Annotated in this window: 30 protein-coding genes; 11 read left to right on the top strand and 19 right to left on the bottom strand. The window is 67.1% G+C overall.

The annotated features are described in order from the left end of the window. Nucleotides 1-78: 78 nt before the first annotated feature. The 3 genes from D1604_RS09200 to D1604_RS09210 all read left to right on the top strand — a co-directional run bounded on the left by D1604_RS09200 (nucleotide 79) and on the right by D1604_RS09210 (nucleotide 2222). A complete protein-coding gene (locus D1604_RS09200; protein WP_119413052.1) occupies nucleotides 79-1326 on the top strand; it encodes a hypothetical protein in 1248 nt (415 codons plus the stop codon). A 100-nt stretch (nucleotides 1327-1426) separates the two neighbouring features. After that, entirely contained in the window at nucleotides 1427-1777 is a 351-nt protein-coding gene (gene grxD, locus D1604_RS09205; protein ID WP_003169676.1) for a Grx4 family monothiol glutaredoxin, read from the top strand. A gap of 19 nt (nucleotides 1778-1796) precedes the next feature. After that, nucleotides 1797-2222: an acyl-CoA thioesterase gene (locus D1604_RS09210; protein WP_024353544.1), complete on the top strand. Its 426-nt coding sequence runs from the start codon at nucleotides 1797-1799 to the stop codon at nucleotides 2220-2222. A gap of 10 nt (nucleotides 2223-2232) precedes the next feature. Here the strand turns inward: D1604_RS09210 and D1604_RS09215 are convergent, their stop codons facing one another. The 5 genes from D1604_RS09215 to rpsD form a co-directional block, all read right to left on the bottom strand. Then, on the bottom strand, nucleotides 2233-2616 hold the full coding sequence (locus D1604_RS09215) for a hypothetical protein (protein WP_119413053.1): 384 nt from the start codon (nucleotides 2614-2616) through the stop codon (nucleotides 2233-2235). After that, nucleotides 2616-2744 carry a hypothetical protein gene (locus D1604_RS16015; protein ID WP_003169681.1) on the bottom strand — a complete coding sequence of 43 codons (129 nt, stop codon included), beginning with the start codon at nucleotides 2742-2744 and terminating at the stop codon, nucleotides 2616-2618. Before D1604_RS16015 ends, D1604_RS09215 begins: the two co-directional genes overlap by 1 nt. Nucleotides 2745-2831: 87 nt before the next feature. Continuing rightward, on the bottom strand, nucleotides 2832-5213 hold the full coding sequence (locus D1604_RS09220; RefSeq protein WP_119413054.1) for a bifunctional diguanylate cyclase/phosphodiesterase: 2382 nt from the start codon (nucleotides 5211-5213) through the stop codon (nucleotides 2832-2834). A 111-nt stretch (nucleotides 5214-5324) separates the two neighbouring features. Continuing rightward, a complete protein-coding gene (locus tag D1604_RS09225) occupies nucleotides 5325-5705 on the bottom strand; it encodes a lipoprotein (protein WP_003169685.1) in 381 nt (126 codons plus the stop codon). A 158-nt stretch (nucleotides 5706-5863) separates the two neighbouring features. Continuing rightward, nucleotides 5864-6481, bottom strand: coding sequence for a 30S ribosomal protein S4 (gene rpsD, locus D1604_RS09230; RefSeq protein ID WP_003169687.1), 618 nt, complete (start codon nucleotides 6479-6481; stop codon nucleotides 5864-5866). 264 nt (nucleotides 6482-6745) lie between these two features. Between rpsD and D1604_RS09235 the strand changes: the two genes are divergently transcribed. Then, complete coding sequence (locus D1604_RS09235) at nucleotides 6746-8215, top strand: amidohydrolase family protein (protein ID WP_119413055.1); 1470 nt, start codon at nucleotides 6746-6748, stop codon at nucleotides 8213-8215. A 65-nt stretch (nucleotides 8216-8280) separates the two neighbouring features. Here the strand turns inward: D1604_RS09235 and D1604_RS09240 are convergent, their stop codons facing one another. Continuing rightward, complete coding sequence (locus D1604_RS09240) at nucleotides 8281-8895, bottom strand: superoxide dismutase (RefSeq protein ID WP_024353549.1); 615 nt, start codon at nucleotides 8893-8895, stop codon at nucleotides 8281-8283. A gap of 193 nt (nucleotides 8896-9088) precedes the next feature. Between D1604_RS09240 and D1604_RS09245 the strand changes: the two genes are divergently transcribed. After that, nucleotides 9089-9271, top strand: a complete 183-nt coding sequence (locus D1604_RS09245) for a hypothetical protein (RefSeq protein WP_025978468.1) — start codon at nucleotides 9089-9091, stop codon at nucleotides 9269-9271. A gap of 15 nt (nucleotides 9272-9286) precedes the next feature. Here D1604_RS09245 and cckA read toward each other — a convergent pair whose 3' ends face one another. The 4 genes from cckA to fliQ form a co-directional block, all read right to left on the bottom strand. Further along, nucleotides 9287-11356 (bottom strand): cell cycle histidine kinase CckA, encoded by a 2070-nt coding sequence (gene cckA, locus D1604_RS09250; protein WP_441299826.1) that lies wholly within the window; start codon nucleotides 11354-11356, stop codon nucleotides 9287-9289. A 244-nt stretch (nucleotides 11357-11600) separates the two neighbouring features. Next, nucleotides 11601-12677 carry a flagellar biosynthesis protein FlhB gene (gene flhB / locus D1604_RS09255; protein ID WP_119413056.1) on the bottom strand — a complete coding sequence of 359 codons (1077 nt, stop codon included), beginning with the start codon at nucleotides 12675-12677 and terminating at the stop codon, nucleotides 11601-11603. Next, nucleotides 12670-13440, bottom strand: coding sequence for a flagellar biosynthetic protein FliR (fliR, locus tag D1604_RS09260; RefSeq protein WP_119413057.1), 771 nt, complete (start codon nucleotides 13438-13440; stop codon nucleotides 12670-12672). The genes flhB and fliR overlap by 8 nt, the downstream gene beginning before the upstream one ends. A gap of 15 nt (nucleotides 13441-13455) precedes the next feature. Next, nucleotides 13456-13719, bottom strand: a complete 264-nt coding sequence (gene fliQ, locus D1604_RS09265) for a flagellar biosynthesis protein FliQ (protein ID WP_024353554.1) — start codon at nucleotides 13717-13719, stop codon at nucleotides 13456-13458. Nucleotides 13720-13869: 150 nt separating this feature from the next. Between fliQ and folE the strand changes: the two genes are divergently transcribed. Both folE and D1604_RS09275 read left to right on the top strand, forming a co-directional pair. Next, on the top strand, nucleotides 13870-14457 hold the full coding sequence (gene folE, locus D1604_RS09270) for a GTP cyclohydrolase I FolE (RefSeq protein WP_003170484.1): 588 nt from the start codon (nucleotides 13870-13872) through the stop codon (nucleotides 14455-14457). Between the two features lie 93 nt (nucleotides 14458-14550). Then, nucleotides 14551-15696: an acyltransferase family protein gene (locus D1604_RS09275; protein ID WP_119413058.1), complete on the top strand. Its 1146-nt coding sequence runs from the start codon at nucleotides 14551-14553 to the stop codon at nucleotides 15694-15696. Nucleotides 15697-15698: 2 nt separating this feature from the next. Here D1604_RS09275 and D1604_RS09280 read toward each other — a convergent pair whose 3' ends face one another. The 4 genes from D1604_RS09280 to D1604_RS09295 form a co-directional block, all read right to left on the bottom strand. Continuing rightward, on the bottom strand, nucleotides 15699-16082 hold the full coding sequence (locus D1604_RS09280; RefSeq protein ID WP_024353558.1) for a VOC family protein: 384 nt from the start codon (nucleotides 16080-16082) through the stop codon (nucleotides 15699-15701). 88 nt (nucleotides 16083-16170) lie between these two features. Then, nucleotides 16171-16494, bottom strand: a complete 324-nt coding sequence (fliE, locus tag D1604_RS09285) for a flagellar hook-basal body complex protein FliE (RefSeq protein ID WP_119413059.1) — start codon at nucleotides 16492-16494, stop codon at nucleotides 16171-16173. Between the two features lie 13 nt (nucleotides 16495-16507). Beyond that, on the bottom strand, nucleotides 16508-16942 hold the full coding sequence (gene flgC, locus D1604_RS09290; protein ID WP_024353560.1) for a flagellar basal body rod protein FlgC: 435 nt from the start codon (nucleotides 16940-16942) through the stop codon (nucleotides 16508-16510). A gap of 13 nt (nucleotides 16943-16955) precedes the next feature. Then, nucleotides 16956-17360: a flagellar basal body rod protein FlgB gene (locus tag D1604_RS09295; RefSeq protein WP_119413060.1), complete on the bottom strand. Its 405-nt coding sequence runs from the start codon at nucleotides 17358-17360 to the stop codon at nucleotides 16956-16958. Nucleotides 17361-17504: 144 nt separating this feature from the next. Between D1604_RS09295 and D1604_RS09300 the strand changes: the two genes are divergently transcribed. From D1604_RS09300 to D1604_RS09310, 3 genes are all read left to right on the top strand, one after another. Further along, the gene (locus tag D1604_RS09300; RefSeq protein WP_024353562.1) at nucleotides 17505-17783 is read left to right on the top strand and encodes a FliO/MopB family protein; all 279 of its coding nucleotides are present in this window, start codon (nucleotides 17505-17507) and stop codon (nucleotides 17781-17783) included. Between the two features lie 149 nt (nucleotides 17784-17932). Beyond that, the gene (gene fliP / locus D1604_RS09305) at nucleotides 17933-18757 is read left to right on the top strand and encodes a flagellar type III secretion system pore protein FliP (protein WP_119413061.1); all 825 of its coding nucleotides are present in this window, start codon (nucleotides 17933-17935) and stop codon (nucleotides 18755-18757) included. A 122-nt stretch (nucleotides 18758-18879) separates the two neighbouring features. Continuing rightward, nucleotides 18880-19158, top strand: a complete 279-nt coding sequence (locus tag D1604_RS09310) for an HU family DNA-binding protein (RefSeq protein ID WP_003170475.1) — start codon at nucleotides 18880-18882, stop codon at nucleotides 19156-19158. Nucleotides 19159-19233: 75 nt separating this feature from the next. Here the strand turns inward: D1604_RS09310 and D1604_RS09315 are convergent, their stop codons facing one another. Further along, on the bottom strand, nucleotides 19234-22062 hold the full coding sequence (locus D1604_RS09315; RefSeq protein ID WP_119413062.1) for a tetratricopeptide repeat protein: 2829 nt from the start codon (nucleotides 22060-22062) through the stop codon (nucleotides 19234-19236). A 148-nt stretch (nucleotides 22063-22210) separates the two neighbouring features. Between D1604_RS09315 and D1604_RS09320 the strand changes: the two genes are divergently transcribed. After that, nucleotides 22211-22663: a DUF983 domain-containing protein gene (locus D1604_RS09320; protein ID WP_024353565.1), complete on the top strand. Its 453-nt coding sequence runs from the start codon at nucleotides 22211-22213 to the stop codon at nucleotides 22661-22663. Between the two features lie 63 nt (nucleotides 22664-22726). On the opposite strand, the gene D1604_RS09325 is transcribed toward D1604_RS09320, so the two are convergent. From D1604_RS09325 to D1604_RS09340, 4 genes are all read right to left on the bottom strand, one after another. Then, nucleotides 22727-25060, bottom strand: coding sequence for a TonB-dependent receptor (locus D1604_RS09325; RefSeq protein ID WP_233552013.1), 2334 nt, complete (start codon nucleotides 25058-25060; stop codon nucleotides 22727-22729). A gap of 160 nt (nucleotides 25061-25220) precedes the next feature. Continuing rightward, nucleotides 25221-25454, bottom strand: coding sequence for a hypothetical protein (locus tag D1604_RS09330; RefSeq protein ID WP_025978483.1), 234 nt, complete (start codon nucleotides 25452-25454; stop codon nucleotides 25221-25223). Nucleotides 25455-25491: 37 nt separating this feature from the next. Beyond that, complete coding sequence (locus tag D1604_RS09335) at nucleotides 25492-25980, bottom strand: hypothetical protein (protein ID WP_119413064.1); 489 nt, start codon at nucleotides 25978-25980, stop codon at nucleotides 25492-25494. Nucleotides 25981-26057: 77 nt separating this feature from the next. Next, on the bottom strand, nucleotides 26058-26534 hold the full coding sequence (locus D1604_RS09340; RefSeq protein ID WP_233552014.1) for a helix-turn-helix domain-containing protein: 477 nt from the start codon (nucleotides 26532-26534) through the stop codon (nucleotides 26058-26060). Between the last annotated feature and the right edge of the window lie 172 nt (nucleotides 26535-26706).

The following is a 26706-nucleotide window of genomic DNA, read 5'->3' on the forward strand; positions in this document are numbered from 1 at the left end:
GCGCTGCGTTTGCTTGGTCGATGCCGGGATCATCCTCTTGATCCCGAAGCGGGACGATGCAGGCGGCGATACAGGCGAATGTTCGAATTCGGCAGAGATCTCAGACGGCTGTTCGAGAAGGCGCGCGACAGCGACGACCTTGGCTGGCTGGAGCTGATCGGCGTGGGTCTGGTCGAGGTCGAGGCGCGTCAGCAATCCACCGACGCCGGGCGTGTCTCATGCCCCCGTCCGTTCGACGTAGCCCTGCGCGCCGCCGCCCTGTGGCGCGAGCACGCCCGCCGCTGCGGCGCGGCCGCCAGCGTGGAGCGGGCCGAAAGCAGCGGCCGCGACGCCGCCAAACACGCCGCCAACGGCGATCAGGCGGTGCGCGCCGCCCTGGATCTGGCGACAAGCGCCATGCTGGCCTTCGACCTGCGCGGCGGGCCGGAACGGCTGACCGCCGCCCTCGACCTGTTGAGCGACCTGCCTGCGGCGCGACGTGTGGATACGGTGGCGGCGGCTGCGGCGCTGCACGCCCGACTGCGCTCGCGGCTGGCGCTTCTGTCCGGCCGGCTGTCGGAGATGAACGAGGCCGCCAGCCTGCTGGAAACCGCCCTGGCCAATCTGAAGGGCCCGCGCACTCTGGAAGACGAGATACGGCTGGACCGCGCCGCCCTGGTGCTGGAGATCGGCCTGACCGCGCGCGATCCCCGGATGCTGGATCAGGCCGGGCGCGACCTGCGCGCCCTGGTCGAGGCCGCTGCTCCGGAACAGAGGCCGCTGAGCCGCGCCCGAGCCCTGGCCCTTTGCGCGGCGGGAATGGCGGCCCTGGCGGCCGTCGCCGACGCCCCTGCCGCCCGCGATCAGGCGCAGGCCATGTTCGATGTCGCCGCCCAGTTGTTCACGCCCGATCACAGCCCGCTGGACTGGTCCGCCATTCAGGTCATGCGCGCCGAGCGCGAGACCCTGCCGTCGGTGGTGCTGATCCAGGCCGAGGCCCTGACAGAAGGCGGCGGCCTGATCCTGGGCGCCCTGGCCCATGAACAGCGCGTGTCACAGGACGCCGCCCGCGCCAGCGCCGCCGGCGACCTGACCGCCTTGTTGGATATCGAGACCAGCCTGCGGCGCCGTCTGGCGCGGCCTTCGGTCACGGCCACGCCGCTGGACTGGGCCGCCGAGCAGATCGGCCTGGCGCGGGTGGCGCTGGCCCGGGCGCGGTGGACCGGCGAAAGCCCGCGCGGCGTCGGCCTGATGCTGACTGAAGCCGCCCAGACCGCGCGCGAATACGGCGCCCAGACGCTGGCGGAGCGGGCCGAGCGGCTGACCGCCAGCACGCATTCCGCCTGAGCCGCAAAGTCCGCCCCGCACTGCCTCTGCACTGGCCCGGCCTTGACCCGGCCCCAAAGGGCGCCTAGCTCACGGGCTCCTCAAGAAGGGTTTCGACACAGTGACCGAACAAACCGCCGCCGATCCCGTCCACGCCTTCATCGCCCAGGCGGTGGCTGAGCATGACGTGGTGCTCTTCATGAAGGGCACGCCGGACTCGCCGCGCTGCGGCTTCTCCTCGCTGGCCGTTCAGATCCTGGATCACGTCGGCGCGCCCTTCGTCGGCGTGGACGTGCTGCAGGACGAAGCCCTGCGCGAAGGCATCAAGGCCTTCACCGACTGGCCGACCATCCCCCAGCTCTATGTGAAGGGCGAATTCGTCGGCGGCTCGGACATCGTGCGCGAGATGTTCCAGTCAGGCGAGCTTCAGGCCCTGATGGCCGAGAAGGGCGTCGCCCTTGGTGAAGCGTAAGATGGGCGAAGCCTGACCGATGGCCCGGCCGCAACTTCAGCCGCGTGAGGACCGCGAGGTCTTCGTCGTTCCGCTGGACGTGCGGCCGGAACACATCGACGAGAACAACCACGTCAACAACGTCGTCTATGTCGGCTGGCTGCAGGATGTCGGCACGGCGCACTGGAACGCGCGCTTCGACGAGGAAACGCGCGCCAGATGGGCCTGGCTGGCCCTGCGTCATGAGATCGACTACATGCGCGCCATCGAACCGGGCGCGACAGGCGTGATCGCCCGCACCTGGGTCGGCGACCCGCAGGGGCCGCGCTTCAACCGTTATGTCCGCATCGAAGACGCCCAAGGGCGCCTGTGCGCGCAGGGTCTGTCCGAATGGTGCCTGGTCGACGCCAAGACCCTGCGCCCGGCCCGCATCCCGGCTGAGATGCTGGGGCCGTTTCAGGCTTAGTTTTCGGCTTTTACAGGCTGATCGGGTTCAGCACGCGCACCGGCTGGCCGCGCTCAAGACCCAGTTCAGCGTAGGTCCAGCTGACCGTCACGCCTTCCGCAACCAGAGCCTTGCACAGGTCCGGCGTACGGCGCGTCAACGTCAGTTCGGCCGGATCGCCGTCCTTGATCTTGACCTCGAAGCTGGAGGTTTCAGTGCAGCCGTTGGAGCCGACCACAACATTCAGCCGCTGGCCGTCGAAGTCGACCTTGCGCACGGCTTCCAGCGCCTCGGCGCGCGTCGCCCCCTGATCAGTGACGATGGAGACCTTCTCGCCCCCCTCGTTCGAATAGATGACGCAGCCGCCCAGCAGGGGCAGCAGGGCGGCCGCAGCCGCAACAGCAGCCAGACGCATCAGTTCGCCTCAGCCGGGGCCGAGTGGATGACGCGCGTGGTCGGCTTCTCGGTGGCGATGATGATGCAGCCCGACAGCATGGGCGCGGCGACCGCAGCGACGGCGAGAGCGATGATGAGACGACGCATAGGATTTTCCCGTGTTGATTGACCCGACACTGCCAGCGTCGCGGTTCTGGATCACGTGAATAATCGGAAAGGCTGCGAACGCCCGCCTCAGGCGGCCTCTCTTGCTGCCCGCATCGGAGCGGACTGCATCGGGACTGCCGGGATCATGGCGGCGCCCTGCGACAGGGCGTCAGCTTCCGGCTGGGGCCGACCCAGCAGATAGCCCTGAACCTCATTACAGCCCTGAGCCCGCAGGAAGGCCAGCTGCTCGGCGGTTTCGACGCCCTCGGCCAGAACCGGGATCGCCAGGCTTTCGCCGATGGTCAGGACGGCGCGGATGATGGCCCGCGACTGGGGCGCCGCCCCGTCCAGCTCCAGCATGAAGGAGCGATCCAGCTTGATCTTGTCGAAGGGGAAGGCCTTCAGCGTCGACAGCGAGGAATAGCCGGTTCCGAAATCATCCATAGCGATGGTGACGCCCAACGCCTTTAGCTGACGCAGCACATGGGTGGTGCGCTCCATGTCGGTGATCATCGCCGTCTCGGTGATCTCAAGCTCAAGACGCGACGGCGACAGGCCGGTCTCCATCAGGATCTGATGCACCAGACGCGGCAGGTCGACATGGCTCAGCTGGACCGGCGACAGATTGACCGCAATGCGGTGCGGCTCGGCCCAGGCGGCGGCCTGTCGGCAGGCCTGACGCAGGACCCATTCGCCGATCGGCAGGATCAGCCCGGTCTCCTCGGCCACGGGAATGAAGTCCGCAGGCGACGTGTAGCGGCCTTCGTCGTTCTTCCAGCGCAGCAGGACTTCATAGCCGGTGGCCCGGCCCGTCTCGACCGAGGCCTGCACCTGATAGTGCAGTTCGAACTGTTCGCGCTCCAGCGCCTCGCGCAGCGCCTGGGTGACGCGGCGGCGCGCGCGGACGGCCTGATCCATGTCCGCCTCATAGAAGCAGACATCCTGGGTCAGAGAGGCCTTGGCGCGATACATGGCCAGGTCGGCGTTATTGATAAGAGTGGACACGTCCTGGGCGTCTTCAGGCCACAGGGAAACGCCGATGCTGGCGCCGCACGACAGGTCAGCGTGCTCGATGGTCACGGTCTCAATCACCGCCTCGCGCAGACGTTCGGCCACGGCGAGAGCCTCGTCCCGGTTCGCGACAGACGCCAGAGCCAGGAATTCGTCGCCGCCCTGGCGCGCAATGAACTCGCCCTCCTGCAGGGCCGCCCTCATCCGCTCGGCGATGGTGCACAGAAGCCGATCGCCGACGGCGTGGCCGTACAGGTCGTTCACCTCTTTGAACCGATCAAGGTCCAGGGCGAACAGAGCCAGATTCTCGCCTTCCGCCGCAGTCTTCTTCAGCCGGGTCAGCCGTTCCAGGAAGGAAGCCCTGTTAGGCAAGCCGGTCAGGCTGTCGTTCCGCGCCAGATGAGCGATCCGACGCTCCTGAGCCATCCGGTCGCGGAGGTCGCGCACCGCATAGATCATGGTGCGCCCGCCGGTGGTCTGGTCGCGACGGGCCGACAGCTCGATGGCGACGTCTCCGACGTCGGACCGCAGCACGGTCTGGGCCACGGCGCCGTCGGCGAGACGATGCGCGTCCTCGACCCATTGCTCCAGACTCGCCCCCATCAGGACTTCGCGCTCGACTCCCAGCAGGGTCGCCAGGACTTCATTGGCGGCGATGATGGCGCCGTCGCGCTCGATGGCCATGCCGTCGACGCTGCTGTCGATCAGATATTGTTGACGTTCACGGTTCAGTGCGTGCGCCTGACGGTCCAGAACGTGGCTGGCGGCGCCCGCCCCCAGCACCAGCAGGCCCACCCCGGCGACGCCCAGCGCCAGCACATGCTGCGCATCCTCGCCAGTCAGCACGCCGTCTGCGGCGGCGAAGGGAATGATGGTCATCGCCGCCATCGCCGTGAAGTGCAGGCAGACGATGCCCAGAACCATCGCCGCAGCGCCTTTCATGCGGGCGAACCGATCCTGTTCGCAGGCGCTCAGTTGGAAGGCGGCGGCGCCGAACACCACCGATCCGATCAGGGAGGCGGCGACATAGGCGTAGGACCAGTGCACCACGCCCTCCACCGCCATGGCGGCCATGCCGACAAAGTGCATGGCGGCGACCGCCAGTCCGAACACCGCCCCGCCAAGGGCAGGCGCGAAACGTCCGCAGATCGTCGCCCCGCCCAGAGCCAGGCCGACACCCACAATGGCGATAGCTAGCGAGACGCCGGTCAACAGCGGCTCATAGGCGATATCCACGCCCGGCCGGTAGGCGATCATGGCGACGAAGTGGGTGCACCAGATGGTGGCGCCGCCCGCCAGCGCCCCCAGGAAGAGCCAGGACGCCAGGGAGACGCCACGCTCATCACGGACTCTGCGTAGAAGGCCGCTGGTGATCCAGCTGCCAACCAGACAAATAAAAGCGGCCAGAGCCACCAGACCGAAATGGTGGTCATCGGTCAGACACGAAAGAACGCGCATGCGGGGGAGACGCCAAGCAGGAAAAAACGGCCTGCCGTTCTATGGCTCAGGTCTTAAACCCGGCTGTTTGAGCGTGGCTAACGAAGGCTGAAAATTCAGCGGCCTTAAGGCCTATTGGGCCACGCCCGCATCGCCATTCAGCAGATATGGATTATTGACGACCACATTGGCGCCCGGCGGCAGGCCCAGTTCCTCGAAGGTCCATTGCAGTTGGACGCCGTCCTTGACCGGGCGGGTGCAGCGATCCTCATCCAGGCGGCGCAAGGTGATGACCGCCGAATCCTTCAACCGGGTGATGAAGGGTTTCACGTCGCCCTTGTCAGTGCAGCCGTTGGAGCTGACGCGAAACACCGCCAGGTCGCGCGTGAAGGCGGCGGCGTGGATCGGTTCCAGCTGGCCCGGCATGCCTTCGGTCCTCACCAACTCACCCGGCGCATGGGCGCAGGCGGCGAGCCCGGCAGCGAGAACCAGACCAAAGAAAGACCTTCTCATGTTCGGCCTCCCTGGGCGCGACCCTGCTGATTATCCATTGTGCGCGCAATTGGCCCGAAAGTGAACCGTCAGGGCCGCAATATGAACAAAGAAAGGCCCCGGCGACGCCGGGGCCTTCCAAAGAACCGTGGCCAAGAACCTTGGCTGATCCGTCGAACTTACGAGGAGTAGTATTCGACGACCAGGTTCGGCTCCATCTTCACCGGGTACGGAACGTCGGACAGTTCCGGCACGCGGCCGTAACGGACCGAGAAACCGCGATCGCCCAGTTCCAGATAGTCAGGCAGGTCACGCTCGCTCGACTGCTGGGCTTCCAGCACCAGAGCCATGTTGCGCGACTTCTCCTTGACCTCGATGACCTGGCCCGGCTTGACGCGGTACGAACCGATGTCGACCTTCTTGCCGTCGACGGTGACGTGGCCGTGCGAGACGAACTGACGGGCAGCCCAGACGGTCGGCACGAACTTGGCGCGGTAGACGATGGCGTCCAGGCGCGATTCCAGCAGACCGATCAGGTTTTCCGAGGTGTTGCCCTTGCGGCGGGCGGCTTCGGCATAGGTCGCCGCGAATTGCTTCTCGGTGATGTTGCCGTAGTAGCCCTTCAGCTTCTGCTTGGCCTTCAGCTGCAGACCAAAGTCAGAAACCTTGGACTTGCGGCGCTGACCGTGCTGGCCGGGGCCGTAGGAGCGCTTGTTGACAGGAGACTTGGCGCGACCCCACAGGTTTTCACCCATGGCCCGGTCGAGCTTGTACTTGGCGCTGTGGCGCTTGGACATATGTCACTCTTCATCATGATGCGGCCCGGCCCCTCCCCGATTGGAGCGGCGATCTCAACGGCGGTCCACGCATCGTCCGTAATAGACATCGCGCCTCGGGACGAACCCGATGCGAGAAGGGCGGGCTTATGAAGGCGACGCGCCGCGGAGTCAATGTCCTCGACCATTCTGGTCCCGGCATGACAGAAAGGAAACTTGAGCCCGCAGCCCCGTCCCGTGCAGTTGTCCGAGCAAGAAGAAACAGCTCGGGAGGCTGACAACATCATGAAAAAGCTCTGGCTTACGGCGGCGGCGACCCTGACCGTTCTGACGACGGCGGCGGCGCAGGCCGGCGAGGCCGACCGACCTTACGCTGTGGCGCTCTCGGGGCGGATCATCGACGGCTCGGGCGCGGCGCCCATCCCTGAAGGTCGGGTCGTTGCGATCGACGGCGTCATCACCTGCGTCGGCAGGGCGGACGATTGTCCCGCGCCTCCCGGCGCCGTTTTCATCGACGCGGGCGAAGGCAGCATCATGCCCGGCCTGATCGATCTGCACGCCCACCCGCGCCCCCACTACTATGGCTGGTTCCTGGCTTCGGGCGTGACCACGGTGCGATCCGCCAACACCGACCTTGCTATGGTCCGCGCCCTTCAGGCCCTGCCTGCGCCGCAGACCCGTCTGATTTGGGCCGGCCCAATGCTGGACGGCGATAACAGCATCATCAAACGTTTCTATCCCGAAGCAGAGCCCGGCGCGCCCTCACCGGCCCGCCCGGCCGATGGCCTGTCGCTGGAAGGCGTCGAACTGCTGATCGCCGAGACGCCCGAACAGGCGATCGCCGCCGTGGACGCCCTGGCGGCGGAAGGCGCCGACTGGGTCAAGCTGTACGAACAGCTGCCGCCTGACGCCTTCGCCGCCGCCGTCCAGCGCGCCAGGACGCTGGGTCTGCCCACAATGGCCGATCTGGGCATGGCCTCGACGCGCGGACTCGTGGCCGCCGAGGTCGATCTGCTTGAGGCCGCCGCTCTGGGCATCGATAGTCTCGAGCACGCCAGCGGCGCAGCCCTGGCCTACCAGCGTCTGGGCGGCGACCTGGAGAAGGACGCTCTCGATCCCGCTCTGATTGATCAGCTTGCCCGCGCCCTGCTGACGGCGAAGACGGCGCTGGTGCCTACCCTGTCCGTCTCTCACTTCACGGCCGAGCCGGAATCGCCCGAGCCGGTTTTGTCCGAACTGCCGTTAGGCGCCGCGCGGGGGACGGTCCGCGACGGCCTGGACCAGCAATGGCGCGGCATCCATCAGCATTTTCATAGCAGCCCTGGGAGCAACGCAAAGGCGAAGCTGGACGCCCGCATCGGCGCCGCCGTGATGGTGCGCCTGGCCCAGTTGGGCGGCCGCATAGGCGCTGGCTCCGACACGCCCGCAGGCGCTTACAACCTGCCGGGCGGCGGCCTTCATCTGGAAATGGAGTTGATGACCCGTGCGGGCCTGAGCCCCCTTCAGGCCTTGTCGGCGGCGACCGGGTCCGCAGCAGACATCCTTCAGCGCAAGGATATCGGCCTCATCGCCGTCGGACGCCGCGCTGATTTGCTGGTGGTCGCCGGCGACCCGTCGCAGGATATCCGCGCCACCCGCCGCCTGCGCCAGATCATTCTGGACGGCCGGATCCTTGATTCCGCCGCCATGCAGAGGCGGGCGCTGGATGACGGCGAGACGCTGTTGGCCGCCCTCATGGCCAAGCAGGGAGATTAAGCAGAACGGCCGCCGCTTCCCATCGGAAACGGCGGCCGCAGATCAAGCGCTCAGACGCCGGGCGATCAGCCCTTGGCGGCTTCGTACAGTTCGTTGACCTTGTTCCAGTTCACCACCGACCAGAAGGCCTTGAGGTAGTCGACGCGGCGGTTCTGGTACTTGAGGTAGTAGGCGTGCTCCCACACGTCGGCGGCCAGAAGGACGGCGCCCTTCTCGTCGGCCAGGTCCATCAGCGGGTTGTCCTGGTTCGGCGTCGAGGTGACCTTCAGCTTGCCGTCCTGGAGGATCAGCCAGGCCCAGCCCGAGCCGAACTGACCGGCGCCGGCGGCGTCGAAGTCAGCCTTGAACTTGTCCATGCCGCCCAGTTCGGCGTCGATCTTGGCGGCCAGTTCGGCCGAGGGCGCGCCCGCCTTGTCGGCCGGGGCCAGCAGTTCCCAGAACAGGCTGTGGTTCCAGTGGCCGCCGCCGTTGTTGCGGACCGCCTTGGGCAGCTTCGACATCTGGGCGAACAGGTCTTCGAGCGACTTGCCCTGCAGCGAGGAGTCGGCGTCGATCGCCTTGTTCAGATTGTCGACGTAGGTCTGATGATGCTTGTCGTGGTGGAAGGTCATCGTCTCCTTGTCGATGGCCGGCTCCAGCGCGTCATAGGCGTAGGGCAGCGGGGGCAGGGTGAAGGCCATGGGAGACTCCTCTTTACGGCGTGTGATTCCTCTGGACCCTATCTAGGGCCGCGCGCGACATACCCAAGCCTTGAACGGCGCCTTTGTTCACAATTGTCGAGCCAAGGCCGTTTTTCGGAACCTAAAGCGGCAAATAACGGTTTTCCGAGCGCCCCGGACCGTCATTGCGGTCGCTTTTCAAGGACGGCGCATCATGCCTGTCCGTTCTCGCGACGCCTTCCTCTCCGACGCCGAAGCGGAAAGCCTGCGCCTGCGGTTGCTGGAAGTGATTCCACGTCTGCGCCGTCATCAGTTGCTCGATCTCGCCGACACCCTGCACGAAGCTGCGCGGGAGCGCCGCTGGTCGTCGGAAGATAGGCTCGACCTCAGGGCCTGACGCCCTCGCCCTGCATCAGCTCGCGTGAAGCTCCTGCTTCACCCGTTCGGCCAGGGTCTTGATATCCAGAGGCTTGGGCAGGAAGGATACTCCCACCTCGTCCTGCAGCAGGTCCGAGAAATCGCTCTCGGCATAGCCCGAGATGAACATCACCGGCGCGTCGCCCAGGAAGGGCCGCGCCTTGCGCAGCAGCGATGGACCGTCCAGCCCGGGCATGATGACATCCGAGATCAGCATGTCGATCTGGCCCGCCCATTCTTCCGCCAGGATCAGGGCCTCCTCGCCGTCGGCGGCCTCGATCACCTCATAGCCGCGCTGGCGCAGCAGACGAGCGGCGATGCCACGCACGGCTGCCTCGTCCTCTACGAACAGGATGCGGCCGGCGCCCGACAGGTCGCGTGGCGCCTTGACGACCTTCTCGACCACCGGGGCCTCGACCAGTTCCTCGGCCGTGGCGGCAGGCAGGAAGATGCGGAAGGCGGCGCCCGCATTCTCAAGATTGGCGACGGTGATGTGGCCGCCCGCCTGCTGGGCGATGCCATAGACGGTGGCCAACCCCATGCCCGTCCCTTCGTTCACGGCCTTGGTGGTGAAGAAGGGCTCGAAGATCTTGTCCAGCAGGGCGGTCGGCACGCCGGGGCCGGTGTCCGACACCTCGATCAGGGCGACTTCCTCGGTGGCCTCGCGCCAGCCAAGGTCGCGGGCCTGGGCGCCCGTCAGGCGGCGGGTGCGGATGGTGACGACGCCCGCCCCCGGCTCGACCACGCCGCGCATGGCGTCGCGGGCGTTGACGGCCAGGTTCATCACCGCCGTCTCCAGCTGGCTCTTGTCGGCCAGCACCAGCGGCAGGTCGCGGCCGTAGTCGGTCTCCAGCCGCACGTCCTCGCGCAGCAGACGACGCAGAAGCACGGCGAACTCGCCGACCAGCTCGCCCAGGTCCAGCCGCTCGCGCCGCACCGTCGACTTGCGCGAAAAGGCCAGCAGCTTGCGCACCAGATCGGCGGCGCGGATGGCCGTCTGGCGGATTTCGTTCAGACCTTCATAGGAGGGGTCGCCGACCGGGTGCCGCTCCAGCAGGCCCGACAGCTGCAGCTGGATCGCCGTCAGCAGGTTGTTGAAGTCGTGCGCCACCCCGCCCGCCAGCTGGCCTACGGCCTGCATCTTCTGGGCTTGCGACAGCTGCAGCTCCATCGACTTCTGCGCCGCCACGTCGAACAGCCAGACGCGGCGTCTGTCGCCTTCGGGCGCGACATAGAGGTGTAACTGGCGATCCGGGTGGGCGCGGGCGATCAGTTCGATCGGGCCGGACGATCCGGCCTCCAGCTTGGCGCGGGCCTCGGCCACGCCCGCCGGATCGAACAGGTGGCCGAAGGCGGCGTCGCCCGAAGCGGCCGGGCCGGTCAGCAGGGCCATCGCCGCATTCGGCTCCTCAGCCCGGCCTGCGAACAGGTCCTCGCCCCCGATCACAGCCGAGCCGAAAGGCGCCCCGGCGGCCATGGCGCGGGCCTCGCCCGTCGGGGCGGCGGGCTGAGGCGCGACGGGCGCGCTGGGGGCCAGCGGCAGGACGGCGTCAGGCGCGGCGCGAACGAGGAAGCGCCCCTGCCCGGCCTGGCCGATCAGCACCTCTTTCTCTCGCGGGCCGATCTGGACGATGGCGCGCCCCTGCTGGCCCTCACGCGCCTGTGCGAAGGCCATGTAGAGGGCCTGGGCCGACTTCCCACGCGGAAGCGTGGTGACGGTTCCGTTCTCTTCGGCCCAGGCGGCGTTGTAGGCCAGCACCTGTCCCGACGGCCACACCAGGGCGGCGGGCTCGGCCAGGGCGTCCAGCATCTCGACCGCCGTATCGCCATTAGCCCGCCGAACCTCGGCCCGACCGAAGGCGAACAGCCAAATCAAGGCCGTAGCGCCGGCCGCGAAGATCAGCATCAGACCCGGCGCGCTGAAGGCGTTGGCCCGAAAGGCCGGATAGGCGATGGCGGCGACCGCCAGGGTGAAGCCCACGGCCATGATCACCAGCAGGGGATCGAACGTCGGGCGGCGCGTCGCCTGCGCCTTCAACCTGTCTTGGGGTCGGGAAATCATCATGGCGTCTCGCCCGCGCGAATCAGGGTTCGTCAGCATACCGAAGCTCTTTCGCGCGCCCTAACGCGCAGCCGCGACGCCTCTCCCTCCCCTTCATGGGGAGGGTGGTCGCACAGCGACCGGGTGGGGAGGGCGAGGTGATGCTGGATGCCGCGCTTGACCAGCCAAGACGCCCCCACCCGACTTCGGCCTGACGGCCTCAGCCACCCTCCCCATGAAGGGGAGGGAGAGACGATACCCTCGCCCCTCATCGCCGCTTCCGTTGCTGCATGACGAAGCCGATGACCTTGGCCGCCGCCTCGAAATGCTCGCGAGGGATCACATCATCGACCTCGACCGCCGCATAGAGGGCGCGGGCCAGGGGAACGTTCTCGATAATCGGCACCTCGTGCTCTCTGGCCACTTCGCGGATGCGCAGGGCCAGGGCGTCCACGCCCTTGGCGACGCAGACGGGCGCGCCGTCGCCCTGATCCGGTTCATAGCGCAGGGCCACCGAATAGTGGGTCGGGTTGGTGATGATGACGGTGGCGTCCGGCACGGCCTGCATCATCCGCTGGCGTCCGCGCTGCATGCGGATCTGGCGCAGCTTGGCCTTCACATGGGGGTCGCCTTCGGACTGTTTGAAGTCGTCCTTCAGCTCTTCCTTGGTCATCCGCATCCGCTTGGCGAAGCGCATCCGCTGCCACAGATAGTCCATGCCCGCCGTCAGTCCCAGGAACACAAGGGCCGACACCATCAACGCCAGCGCCAGGTCCCGTGCGAACGGCAGGATGTAGGCCGGGCTCATGGCGGCCAGTTCCTCCAGTTCGCGTACATGCGGGTTCAGCACCCAGAAACACACGGCGCCGATGGCGACCAGCTTGATGAAGGTCTTGAGGAACTGCACCACGCCGTCGGGGCCGTAGATGCGTTTGAACCCCTCCAGCGGGTTCACCTTGGACCATTTGGGTTTCAGCTTCTCGGCCGTGAAGATCAGGCCCGACTGCGCCAGATTGCCCCCAACGCCGCCCAGTATGACGGCGAACGACACCGCCGCCAGAAAGGGCGTCACCACCCAGACAGCGCGCATCCCGATCTCGATGCCGGCGCCTGCCTCCAGCCCGCCGATCATGGCGTGCGGCTGCGACAGGAAGGGCATCAGCCCCTCCGCAATCTGCGTGGCGAACATGCCGCCGCCCGCCAGCAGCACCCACGCCGCGCCCGCCAGCGACAGGGCCTGCGCCACGTCCGGCGACTTGGCGGCATCGCCCTTCTTGCGCGCCTGTTCGAGTTTTCGCGGGGTGGCTTCTTCTGTTTTCGACTCGGGATCAGGACCGTCAGCCAACGGCGCCTCCCGTGAAGAAGGCCGCCACCGAGCGATAGCGGTCGATGAAGACTGTTCCCAGGACCCCCAGGCTGAGGGCGAACACCGACAGCCCCATAATGACGCTTAAAGGCGCGGCGGCGAAATAGACCTGAAAGCTGGGCATGACCCGCGCGACCAGCCCTGAAGCCAGGTTGAAGATCAGGGCGAAGACCAGCACCGGCGCCGCCAGTTGCACCCCCAGCGTAAAGCTCTGGCTCAGGGTGCGGATCGCCATCTGGGTGAAGTCCGCCATGATCAGCGGCTTGGCCGGGGCGATCGCCTCATAGGACCCGACCATGCCGCCGATGAACAGGTGATGGGTGTTGGTGGCGAACACCAGCGTCACGCCCAGCAGCATCAGAAAGGCCGACAGGGTGGTGCCCGGCTGGGCCTGCATCGGATTGGCCGTCTGGGAAAAGCCGAGGGTGGTCTGCAGGGACACGACCTCGCCCGCCGTCGTCATGGCGGTCATGAAGCTGCGCAGGATGGCGCCGATGGCCAGGCCGGTCAGCACCTCGCGCATCACCCAGCCGACGGTAGCCCCCAGGGTGGCGGGCAGGGCCGGCAGGCTGCTGGCCACGACGGGCCACAAGGCCAGCGACAGCACCAGCGCCAGCGACAGGCGCACTCGCGGCGGCACATAGGATTCCCCGAAACCGGGCAGCAGCATCAGGATGGCGCCGACGCGCGCGAAGATCAGCCCGCCGGTCCAGACCTGCTCCGCCGTCGCATAGGGCTCCACCCGCCTGCCCTCGCCTTACATTCCCGCGATGCGGGCGGCGATTTCGTTCATGAACCCGCCCAGAAGCGCGCCCATCATCGGCAGAAACAGCAACAGGGCGGCGAAGACGGCCACGATCTTGGGCGCATAGACCAGGCTCTGTTCCTGAACCTGCGTCAGAGCCTGGAACAGGCCGATGGAGACGCCGACGCCCAGCGCCACCGTCAGGATCGGCAGACATAGCTGAATGGTCAGCCACAGGGCGTCGCGCCCGACATCCAGAACTTCCGCGCCGTTCATTGCCGTTCCCCAAACCCCGCCGAACATCAGACACGGGTCAGTCGGCAGAAAATGCCGACAGGATGGTTAACGCCGCGCTAACCGTCTGGACAAAAAGTCGCTCAGGCTCGGCTCTGGCCTTCGACGACGCCTCAGCGCTATGAAGCGCTCATGACCGATCACGCCCCCACCCCGCCCGTCTCGCAGGAAGAAGCCGAAGCCGCCGTCCGCACCCTGATCCGCTGGGCCGGCGACAATCCCGCGCGCGAAGGCCTGATCGAAACGCCCAAGCGCGTCGCCAAATCCTATCGCGAGCTGTTCCAGGGCTATGAGGTCGAACCGCGCGACTATCTGGAAAAGACCTTCGAAGAGGTCGGCGGCTATGACGAACTGATCGTGCTGAAGGACATCCGCTTCGTCAGCTTCTGCGAACACCACATGCTGCCGGTGGTGGGCAAGGCGCACGTCGGCTATCTGCCGACCGACCGGGTCGTGGGCATCTCCAAACTGGCGCGCGTGGTGCGCGGCTACGCCCGGCGTCTGCAGATCCAGGAAAAGATGACGTCAGAGATCGCCCAGGCCATCCAGGACGTGCTGCGTCCGGTCGGCGTCGGCGTCGTCATCGAGGCCGAACACAGCTGCATGACCATGCGCGGCGTCGACGTTCCAGGCGCCAGCCTGTCCACCAGCTGCCTGCTGGGCGCCGTCCGCGAAGACCCGCGTACGCGTGAGGAATTCCTGCGGCTGGTGCGGGGCTAGGCCCGCATTCTCCCTCCCCGCGACGTGGAGGGAGCGGTTTGCAATCTGACGGCCTCTTTCCTGCATGAAACCCTCTGAACAAAGGGGGTCGCCATGCTGCAGGCCGTGTTTTCGTCCCGGAATGAGCCGCCGCCGATCGGGCGGGGGGGGTGGCTGGATGCGCTGCGCTTCATCGTGGCCGCCCTGATCATCCTGCATCACTTCCAGATGTCGGCGCCCGTGCCGCTGGCCGAAGGGCTGCATCCCGTGTTCGAGCGGGGCGGCTTTCTGCTGACCAACTTCTTCCTGATCGACAGCGGCTATGTGCTGATGCGCGTCTATGGCCGCGCCGTCGGGTCAGGCCGCATGTCAAAGGCCGACTTTTTCCTGAAGCGGGCGCTGAGGGTGTTTCCGGCGCACCTGATCGTCCTGGGTCTGCTCGTTGCATTGGTGCTCGTCGCCACGGCCGCAGGCATGCCGCCCAACCATCCCGAGTGGTTCGCCTGGGATCAGTTGCCCGCTCAGGTCGCTCTGGTGCAGTCGTTCGGCGTGCACGGCGGCATCGGCTGGAACGCGCCGACGTGGTCGATCTCGGCCCTGCTGGGCTGCTACGTCGCCTTTCCCTTCGTGCTGCGCGGCCTCAGCCGGATCGGGCCGTGGACGGCGCTCATTCTGGTCGTCGTCGGCTATCTGGCCGCCAATGAGTTGAGTTGGGCGATCCTGAAATATCCCGTCTATCAGATGCCGCTGAACCTGGGCATCTGGCGCGCCCTGCCCCTGTTCATCCTCGGCATGGGTCTGGCCTGGTTCGCGCAAGGGGTATGGATCAACCCGCGCGTCGCCGGCTGGGCCGGCGTGCTGGCTGCCGTCGCCCTGGCGGGCGTGCAGTATTTCGACAAACACGCCCTGATCTCGCTGGTCTTCATCAGCATCATCATCCTGGCGGCGGGCGCCGTTCCGGGACGCAAGCCCTCCAAACTGGTCGAGCAGGCGGCGATGGTGTCCTTCTCCATGTTCATCTCGAACGAAGTGGTGCGCATCGCCTGGTTCGGCCTGGCCGACGCCCTGGCGGGCAAGCTGGCGCTGGGCGACGTCTGGCGCTGGGGCCTGTGGGGTCTGGGCGTGCTGGCGGCCTTCGTCTTCGCCTTCGGCCTGCACTATCTGATCGACCAGCCGATCCAGAACCGCATCCGCGCCTGGCTGAAGGCGCGCGGCCGCAGCGCCGCCGTCAGCCAGCCGGTGGTCTCACTGGAAGGATAGCCTCAGCCTGCCCCGGCGCCGCCGAACAGGTGCAGGATGTTGCCGTCCGGATCCTTGAACCAGGCCAGGCGCAGCGGCCCGGCCACATGGACGTCGCCGTCCTGCTCCATGCCCTCATAGCGCTCGAAGGCGACGCCTTTGGCCTTAAGATCAGCGACGATATCGTCCACTTCTACACCCACGTCCCAGACCACGGCGTTGGCCCGGTTCGTGCCGGCATAGTCCGATTGATAAACCGTCAGCCACGTATTGCCTGTGCGATAACCCAGCACGCCATCCATGCCGGTGTCCGCCAGGTTCAGTCCCAGCACATCGGAATAAAAGGTCTTCGCCCGCTGAAGATCCTTTACCGCCACGATGGCCGAGGAGTTCTTGTCTTTGAGCATCACGCTTCCTTTCCTGATCTGAAAGAAAGCGTGCGGCGGCCCGGTTCGATCCCTGCGCGCGCCAGCCTCATTGAGGGAGAAAGGCGGCCTAGATCGGCATCCGCATGATTTCCTGATAGGCCGAGATGACCTGATCGCGCACGGCCATCACCGTCTCCAGCGAAGCCTCGGCCGAAGAAATGGCCGTGACGACGTCGATCAGATTGCCCTGCCCCTGAACCGACTGCGCCATCTGGACCTCGGCCGTGCGGGTCGCCTCGGTCGTCTGAGTCATGACGTTCTGCAACAGGTCGGCGAAGCCCCCGGCCTGATTCAGGCGCATCGACGGCGCGGCGTTGGCGGTAGAGGCGACGTTAACGCCGCCGCCGCCCTGAACGGCGGCGTAGGCGCGGGCGGCCATGATGGGATTCATGCCTTAGCCCCTCTTATTTCTTGATGATGTCGAGAGTGCGCGAATCCATGTTCCGCGCCGTCTCGATGACGTTCAGATTGGCCTCATAGGCGCGTTGCGCCTCGCGCATGTCCATCGCCTCGATCAGGGTGTCGACGTTGGGCCGCATGACATAGCCTTCGGCGTTCGCCGCCGGGTGCGACGGGTCGTAGTCCATGCGGAAGTCACGCTGATCCGGCCGAACCTCGGCCAGGGCGACGCCGGTCGCGCCGTCCACGTCGCGGCTCTGAAACACCGGCATCTGGCGCCGATACGGCTGGCCGCCCGCGACATTGGCGGTGGACTCGGCGTTGGCGATGTTCTCGGCGATGATCCGCATCCGCGACTGCTGCGCTTTCAGCGCGGTCGAGGCGACCGCCATGGCCGTGTTGCGCGGCGTGACGGGGCGGTTGTTGATCGGGTCAGGCATGCTTCACTCCCCCTCAGGCCGCAGGCTTCTTGGCCGCCAGGCGGATCATCTGCATGGACTTCTGGTAGAAGCCGATGGCGGCGTCATAGGCCATGCGGCTCTCGGCCATCTTGAGCATCTGCTCTTCGACCACGACCGAATTGCCGTCCAGGGTGGTCTCGGAATCGGGCGACTCCATCCCCTCGAAGCGCGGCGCCCGCGCGGGCGGAGAGACGTGATGAGCATTGGTGGCTGTCATGCGCAGCCCGGCGTTCTTCTTCACGGCTGTGGCGAAATCGGCGGGCGTCTTCAGGTCGCGCGCGATATAGTCGGCGGTGTTGGAGTTGGCGACGTTCTCGGCGATCACCCGCTGACGGTCGTCCAGCCAGGCCAGACGGCCCTTGATCTGATTGAGCAGCGGCAGGTCGGTGACGGACATGCGAATCCCCCGGACGAACGGATCGGCAGAATTTGCCGCCTGCATGGTTAATATCCCGTATCCCTAAACGCGCCGTTAACCACGTACGTTGAAACATGGCCCCGAAGCGTCGCGGCGGTCCGCGTCGCCGGGGCCTGCCGACGTATGAACTTCCTTGATCTGTTCCGGGCGATCTTCGGCCTGGCCATCACCCTGGGCATCATCGGCCTGGCCGCCTGGGCGGCGCGCCGTTACGCGCCCGAGATCCTGGCGCGCTTTCAGGGCCAGCAGGGACAGGTGCGGCGGATGAAGGTCGTCGAGACCCTGGTGCTGGACCCGTCGCGCCGTCTGGTTCTGATCCGCGTCGATGACGAAGAACGGCTGATCCTGCTGGGCGAGGGTCGCGAACTGATCGAGCCGCGCCAACCGGGAGGCGTGAAGTGAACGGCCGCAAGCATGGCGCCTCTCCCTCCCCTTCATGGGGAGGGTGGCTGAGCCCGAAAGGGCGAAGCCGGGTGGGGGCGACCTTAGAGGCGAACGCCGCGCGTTCCATAAAGCCCTCCCCACCCGGTCGCTGCGCGACCACCCTCCCCATGAAGGGGAGGGAGAAACAGAGCCTGTTCGGCGTCCCGACCCGCGCCGAACTCAAACGCGCGGCTCTGTTGTCGCTGATCACCACCGCCCTGTGCCTGATCTGGCCGCTGGGCGCCCTGGCGCAGGAGGCGGCGCAGAGCGGATCGGCCATCAACATCGACCTGGGGACCGGCGCGGGCCTGACGCAGCGTGTGGTGCAACTCGTCGGGCTGATGACGGTGCTGTCGCTGGCCCCGTCCATCGTCATCATGACCACCAGCTTCGTGCGGATCGTCGTGGTGCTGTCGCTTCTGCGCACGGCGCTGGGGATGCAGCAGTCGCCGCCAAACGCCGTTCTAGTGTCCCTAGCCCTGTTCCTGAGCGCCATCGTCATGGCTCCGACCTGGCAGGACGCCTATGATTCGGGGGTCCGTCCGCTGATGGATCAGCAGATGGAACTGCCTCAGGCCTTCGATGCGGCGTCCGAACCGGTAAAAACCTTCATGCTGTCCCAGGTGAAGCCCGACGACCTGTCGCTGTTCACCCGACTGTCGGGCGTCACGGCCACGGCGAACGTGCAGGACCTGCCCCTGCGGGTCGTCACCCCGGCCTTCATGATCAGCGAGCTGAAGACCGCCTTCACCATCGGATTTCTTCTTTTTGTTCCGTTCCTTGTGATCGATCTGGTGGTCGCCAGCGTGCTGATGTCCATGGGCATGATGATGCTGCCGCCGGTGGTGGTCAGCCTGCCCTTCAAGCTGATCTTCTTCGTGCTGGTGGACGGGTGGAGACTGGTCGCCGGAAGCCTAGTCGAGAGCTTCCAGAGAGCCTCCGGAACCGGATAAATCCCCAGCCTGCAAGGTCTTGACGCCAATGCGGGCTTGCCAAGTTCATAAAAACCGTCGTTGATCCCCCGGTCCTCGCCCGGCGCTTTCTTCCGGGCGACCACCATTGGGAAAATACCCTCATGACCACTCAAGCTGAACTGATCGCCGCTGTCGCCAAGGACGCGGGCGTTTCGCAAGCTGACGCCGGCAAGGTGCTGACCGCCATTGTCGAGAACATCCACAAGGCTCTGAAGTCGGGCGACGACGTCCGCATCTCCAACCTGGGCGTGTTCGACACCGCCGAGCGCGCTGAGCGCGAAGGCCGCAACCCGGCCACGGGCGCGACGATCAAGATCCCGGCCTCGAAGGCCGTGCGCTTCCGCGTGTCCAAGCCGCTGAAGGACGCCGTCAACGGCTAAGCCTTTCAGGCGCGTCCGGTCCTCCTCGCGGGGAGCGGACGCAAAAGACCCCTCTCCCGCCGGGAGGGGGGTTTTTTATTGGCCCGCGCCCGTCTTCGCCCTGAACTCGGCCTTGGTCTGAGCGATCCAGCCGGCGTAGGCGTCGGCCCCGGCGCTGAGGGCGGCGAAGTCCTGCGGGCGGCCCGAGTCGCCGCCGTCCAGCCCCGCCAGCGCCACCCGGATCGCGCCCGGCGAGCGCGCGCCCTCGGCGAAACCGGCGTAGTTCTTCGACAGACGGGTCAGCGCCCCGGCGTCCCGCGCCAGCGAATATCCCGCCCCGGCGCGGATCAGGCGCGTCTCCTCAACCTCGCTGAGCGGCACGGCCGTCTCCTTCCAGCGGTCGCCCAGGCGCTGGTCGTAGAGGGCGGCGGCCGCCCCCCACTGCTGCTGCTTCCACAGGATGTCGGCGCGCACGTCGCGCGCGGCGGGCGAGGCGTCCTTGCCCAGCACCTCCAGCGCATGCTCATAACGGCCCAGCTCCATCAGGGCGCGAGCCTCCAGCGCCCGGCGCTCAAGGTTCATGGCGGCAGGCAGCAGGGTCGTGCGCGACGACCATAGGGCCTTCAGCGCCTCTTCCGGCTGGCGGTTCATCAGATAGACAGCGGCCAGATTGGTCGAGACCTGAGCCTTCGCCACCCCGTCCAGCCGGTTCTCGGCCTGATATTTCAGCAGTTCCGCCGCCTGATCCAGCAGGTCGACGTCGATCAGGCGTCGCGCCAGCCGCCGCACCATCTCGTCGCCGTCAGCGCCGACGGGCGTCAGTTCGCGGAAATCGAAGAACAGGGCCAGCGCCTGCACCGGCTGCAGGCCATCGGCCGCGCCTTCCAGGAACAGGGCGCGGAAGGCGTTGTCGAGATCGGCCTGAAGCCGGTCGCCGCCCGGCAGGGTGACGATCTTCGACCCCGCCGTCTTCAGCGTGGTCAGGGCCTCGCGATAACGGCCCTGCGACAGATAGAGTTCACCGAGAGTGCGGATCACCGCCAGCTCGGTCGCATCCCCGCGCCAGCGCCATTTAAGCGCCTCCAGCTGGGCGGCGGCGGCGTCGGCCTTCAGCGCCCCCTTGGCCATCTCAAGCTTGATGATGCCCAGACGCGCGGGCGTGGCGATGCCGTCCAGCGGGGCGCGCGCCACCGCCTTATAGACCGCCAGAGCGCGCTCGGGCTTCTCATCCAGTTCGAACAGACGCCCCTGGACCAATCGGGCTGTCAGTTGGTCGGGCGCCGAGACGTTCGGCTGGCTGAAGACATAGGCCAGCAGCTCGCGCGCGGCGTCGGCGTCGCCGGTCTCGACCGCCGCCATCGCATGGGCGGTGCCGAAGCGGGCGCGCCATTCGGGGGCGAAGCCGTCGACCACGCTTGCGCCTGCCGCAAACAGCCGCCGAGCGTTAGCCCAGTCGCCCTGCTGGGCGGCGATGTAGCCCTGCCACACCTTGGTCGAGGGATCGCCCGCCAGCGCGCCGGAGGAGAAGTCAGCCTCCGCCTCGTTAAAGCGGCCGATCGAGGCGCGGGCGGCGCCGCGCAGGCCGCGCACCTCGGCCACGCCCTGCATGGCGGGTGTCTGCTTGATCAGGGCGTTCAGCACCCCAACCGCCTCGAACCCCAGACCATGCCCCACCAGAAAGCGGGCGTAGGCCAGCCGCGACTCGATGGGCGCGCGCGGGTCTTCGGCGGCGCGGCCGCTCTCGCGTTCGGCGGCGTCCTGAAGCCCGCGGTGGCGGGCGATGAAGCCCCCCTCGCCCGCATCGGCGGACCAGTCTGCCGGGATCAGCGCCGGACGCGACGCCGCGCGCGGCGCATCGGCGCCCTCTGCCGCCCGTTCGAGCCCTGCGGTAGGCGAGGACAGCGTCAGCCCGCGTGGCCGCGTCACCGTCACCAGATCGCCGTCGGCGGTGACGCTCAGATCATCGGTCGGCGTCTCGACCGCCAGGCCGTGGGCGGTCGGCAGGAAGCCTGCGTCCACCGTACGCCGCCCGACTTTCAGCCCCTTGCCCGGCGCCAGGGCGGTGACGGCGGCGAAGCGGTCACCGATCATCGGGTCGGTCAGCCAGACGGTGCGGGTCGCCCCGGCCATGCGCGCGGTCAGTGACGCCTTGACCGCGTCGTCGCGCTCGATGTCCACGCCGCTGGGAGCAGGGGCGGTTCCGCCGATGGTCACCACCCAGGTCGAACCCTCGGCGCGGGCGGCCACAGCCTGACCCGGCTCGACCGGAATGCGCACGGCGGTGAAGTCGGGGCCGGCGGCCCAGCGGGCGCCGTTCAGGCCCTCGCCCTTCATCTGCATACGGGCGGCGTGGTCGAACACGGCCCAGACCGCCTCGCCGCGCCGGAAGACGGCTGCGCCGACCGGACCGCTCCAGTCGAAGCGCATGATGGTCTGCTGGCCCTTGGCCTCGGCCGCCACCGGCACCGCGCCGCCGATCGGCACGGGCGAGCGGCGCAGACCGTCGCCGTCCCTGGCCGGCGCATAGAGGTTCAGCCAGACGGCTCCGTCGGCGGACCCGCTGGTCGCGCCCGCTCCCTCGGCCAGGGTCAGCACCAGTTCGGTCGCGCCCTGCGCCGCGCGGGTCTCGATCTTCTCCAGCCCCTTGGGCGGATCGACGCGCAGACGGCTGACGTCGGGGGCGGCGGTCGTGCCGATGCGGACCACAACCGTGCGGCCGTCCTGGCGAACCCGCGCACGCGCTCCGACGACCCCGGCGAACTCGATCCTCGTGAAGCCCGCATTGGCCCCAATGCGGATCTCGACTGGAGCGCCCGCCTGGGCCAGCGACGGCGCCGGAGCCAGAGGCGCGAAGACGACGACGCCCGCCGCGGCGGCCGCCACGGTCGTCTGCAGAACGCGCTTCTTGGCGGGGGCCCCGGACATATCGCGCGCATGCTCGCGCGAAGGGCTTTAATCGTCGTTAACGGGGCCGGACCCGAGGGTCTGTCGAGCCATAGGACAAAACACCCGCTTGCTTCCCCGTGGCGAACGGCCGACATCATGGACATCGTTCGCCGTAGGAACAGTTTTAGTGTCCGACCCCGCCTATCCTCCGATCAGCCCGGTGAAGACCGGCATTCGCGCCCGCTGCCCCCGCTGTGGCCAGGGCCCCGTGTTCAAGGGCTATCTGAGCCTGCGCGAGTCCTGCCCCGAATGCGGGCTGGACTACAGCTTCGCGGATCCGGCGGACGGCCCGGCCTTCTTCGTCATGTGCGCCGTCGGCGTCGTCGGCATGATCGCCTTCATGATCTTCGAGTTCACCGTTCATCCGCCGGTCTGGGTCCACTTTCTGGTGACCTTCCCGGTGCTGGCGGCCATGTGCCTGTCGGTGCTGCGTCCCTTCAAGGGCTGGATGGTGTCCGAGCAGTATTTCCACAAGGCCGAGGAAGCGACCTTCATCAGCGTCGGCAAACATGGCGAAGGCTATGGCTGGCGCGGCCAGGCCGAGCGCGCGGCCAAGGCTGTAGACCGCGACAAGAACTGATCCGCCGCTTCCTGTCGTGATCCAAAAGGACGCCAGCATCGCCGGCGTCCTTTTTTCATGGTCTCAGCGTGTGACCCGCAAGGTCACGCCCACCGTGCGCGGCGCGCCCAGGAAGGCGCCCAGCGTACCCGTCTGGAACGGCGCGCCGAAGGCCACCTGGCGATAGTCCTGATCAAACAGGTTGCGGCCCCACAATTCGACGCTCCAGGCATCGTCCCGCGCCAGGGCGACGCGGCCGTCGACCAGCCAGAAGCCCGGCTGGCTCTTGGCCGGGTCCAGGTCCGAGCCGGTATTGTGTTCCGACGAATATTTGGCCGCCAGCGTCACCCGGCCCGTCAGCCCCGCCGCCACCGGCCGCTCATAGGTTCCGGCCAGCGACCCGCTCCACAGGGGGGCGAAGTTCATCCGCTTACCCGCCAGCAGCGGCAGACCCGGCACGGCGTCGTCGCCGTATTCCGTCTGGGCGTAGGTCAGGCCGCCCTGCAGCGACAGCCCATCAAACGGCAACAGCATGAAGTCCGCCTCGACGCCCTTGGCTCGCACCTCGGGGATGGAGCGGACCAGGAAGGTCGTCCCCAGGAAGGTGTTCAACTGGAAGTCTTCATAGGTCTGGCGGAAGGCGGCGGCCGAGACCAGCAGGCGCCGGTCCAGCATTACGCTCTTGATCCCCGCCTCGAAGGCGTCGGCGCTCTCGGCCGGGAAGGCGCGCGAGGCGTCGGGGACCAGATTGGTCTGCCCCCGGTCCAGGTTGAAGCCGCCGTTCTTGCGCCCTCGCGACCAGGAGGCGTAGAGGCGCATCCCCTCCGCCGCCTTGAACTCGGCGCGGGCCATGCCGGTCCAGGCCTCGTCCTTGACGGTCTCCGACTGGCTCAGACCGTTGAAGGCCGGATTGGACCACGGCAGGCACAAGGTGGCGTTGCTCACGCCGTTGGCCAGCGCCGCCGCGCAGGCCCGGCCGCCGTCGGTGTTGTGATAGGCGGCCGTCATCTCCTTGGTCTCATGGGTGCGGCGCAGGCCCCCGGTCAGGATCAGGCGGTCGGTCACGGCGTAGGAGATCTGGCCGAACAGCGCCGCGCTGCGGGCCGTCTGCCAATAGCGATCCAGCTGGCCCTCGCCCTCGACGAAGCTCTGGCCGACAGGCAGGCCGGTCAGGGTCGAGACGTAGTTCGGGTCGCCCAGCGGATTCGACATCGAGCGCGACAGCAGACGGCTGACGTAGCCTTCGTAATCGGCGCCGTAGAGCAGGCTGTCGCGGCGGGTCAGCTTCTCATCGGCGAAGAAGGCGCCCGCCGACCAATCCAGCTTTCCGCTCTGGCCCGACAGGCGGAACTCCTGCGTCAGAGTGCGGAAGCGGTTCGACCAGCTGCCGTCGTCCGGGCGATAGGCCAGGTCGGCCGAGGTGAAGTCCCAGTCCTGGCTGATGACGCCGCGCCAGTCGCGCACCGCCGAGGTGCTCTCCAGCGTCGCCCAGCCCAGGTCGGCGGTCAGGTGCAGCGCCAGCCCCTTGTCGCGGATGCGGGTGTTGGTGTCGCGGTTCGAATAAGCCACGCGATCCCACGGCTTCGGCGTCGCCGCCACGCCGCCGTCGGGCGCGAAGGTCGCCAGAAGAGGCGCCGTCGCACCCGTAACCAGTTGCACGCCGACGCAGCAACGCTCGTCCCGCTCGGTCCAGTCGGCGGTCAGGCGAGCCGTCAGGTCCGGCGTGGCGCGCCACAGCAACTGACCGCGCACGGTGTCATAATGTTCGGTCTGATCGTCGGTCGAGGTGCGCGGCCCCTCCCCCATCTTCACGTCATAAAAGCCGTCGCGGCGGCGCGCGGCGACATACAGCCGTCCGGCCAGAACCTCGTCCACGACCGGGCCGGTCAGGGAGACGGAACCGCCATGCGTCCCATAGTCGCCGAAGGTCGCCTCGCCCGCCATGCGCGCGTCGAACGAAGGCGCGGCGGTGACGACGTTGATGACGCCCGCCGAGGTGTTCTTGCCGAACAGGGTCGCCTGCGGGCCTTTCAGCACCTCAATGCGTTCAACCTCGCCCAGATCGCCCAGGGCCGCGCCGTTACGCGGGCGATAGACGCCGTCGATCATGACGCCGACCGAGCTTTCGACGCCCGGATTGTCTCCCACCGTGCCGACGCCGCGGATGCGGGCGGTGGTGAAGGTCTGGTTCGAGGTCGAGGCCACGATCAGGCCCGGCGCCAGGATCTGCAGATCCTTGATGTCGCGCACGCCGACGCCGTCCAGCAGGGGCTGGGCGGCCACCGTCAGCGACAGCGGCGTGGCCGCCAGCGGCGCCTCGCGGCGCTCGGCCGTCACCACGATCTCGGACACTTGGATCGGTCCGGCGTCAACGGGGGCGTCCGCCAGAACAGGGGCGGCGAAAGCGAGCACGGACATAGAGGCGGACGCGAGAGACGCGGCGCGAACAGCGAAATTCATGGGAGGAAAAACCGCTTTGCGGAGCGACGGCGCAAGGCCTCGTCGCGGACTGGCAACGGCTGTAACAGTCCGGTCGGCGGGACGAAACCCTGGCCGACGATCATCAAATGATGACTTTTTAGGCTCGCCCCGCCAGCGGTCCCGAGGCGCGCGGAGCGAAGCTGTGCTCCACCCGGCTGCGATGGGCGTCGACGTCGTTACGAACTCCGCCGCCGATGCGGCACAGCTGCTCCAGCCCACGCCCGCCGCCGCTTTCATGCGATGTGATCAGGTCCAGAAGACGCTCCGCCTCAGCCAGGGTCTCGGGCCGCTGCTCCAGCAGCCAGACCTCAAGCGCGCCCAGTTCAGCCATCAGCCCCGCCGCTCGAACGGACGCTTCCAACCGCTTGTCATTCCATTGACGGAGCAGCGCGCGGGCCGCCTCCATCGTCCAGTGTTGAGCCATATCGCCCCCCAAAGGCGAAGCGTCGGGCGGCTTCGATTTCCCAGACGCCGAAGAAAAATGTCAGTGATGTCAGGAGCCAGAGGACCCAAATCAGCGTCATCGCGGCCCAGGCCAGACTGGTCGAGGTCAGGAACGGCGCGACGTAGACCAGGCTCGACACCAGATGCAGCGCAGCGGTCATCACGATCCACCAACGCCCCGCTCGTTCGGCGATCAACCACAGGGCGATAAAGGCCGCTGCATCGATCAGGATCACGCCGAACTCAAAGCCATCTTTGCCAGTATTATCAATGGCATATGATAGTGTCAGAGCCATCAGCACGACTCCCGCCGCCGCGCGGTCCCAGGTCCTTCCTCGCCAGAGAAGCAGGGAAAGGCCTATCAGACTGAACGCCAGCAATGCGAACTGCAGTGCGAGTTGCAAGGGACTCATCAACGTCTCCGCTCGGCCCGACGGTCGTCAGGCGCTTAATTCCCTTTGATCATGCGCATCTCCGCCATCCCGAAGCGTCAGCGCAGGCCTTGGATCATCTCCAGGACGGGAGGGATCAAACTGACCGCAGCGGCTGCGAGCAGAATCCACGCCAGCGCGCCGCCCAGGATCAACAGCAGGACAGAGCCGCCGATTCTGCGTGGCCGACGCCAGCGCCCCAGGCGCAGGTAACCTCCGTAGAAGGGAACCGGCCAGGGAGTCTTCCCGTCCTCGACACGGCCAGAACCTGCAAGGACGCCCTGTTCTGACGGCAGAAGCGGCGCGGGCGACAGGGGCGACGATTGCCCTGAGTAGGAATTACTCAGCAGGCGAGCCGCCTGCTGGCGGTCGGAAACGCCCAGCTTTTCATAGGCGCGATGCAGATGGTTCTGAACGGTGCGCGGCGACAGGTTCAGTTGCTGGGCGATTTCCTTGTCGCCCAGACGCTCCGCCACGAGCAGAAGAATTTCCCGTTCGCGCGGCGTCAATTTATCGATCGCCGAAACTATGGTCACAAAACCTGAATATCCATTTGAACTATCGTGCGTCCAGTCTTCAGCGACGCGTCCGACCGATAGGTCGTTAGGTGTCGCCGCGATACGACACAACCTTTGCGTCGCAGCAATTCGATTGCATGTCGCCGGGAGATCGCCGCACTAGGGGCCGGACCTGGATATGGAGACAGAG

This window comes from Brevundimonas sp. LPMIX5 (assembly GCF_003576505.1).
GTDB classification, from domain to species: Bacteria; Pseudomonadota; Alphaproteobacteria; order Caulobacterales; family Caulobacteraceae; genus Brevundimonas; species Brevundimonas naejangsanensis.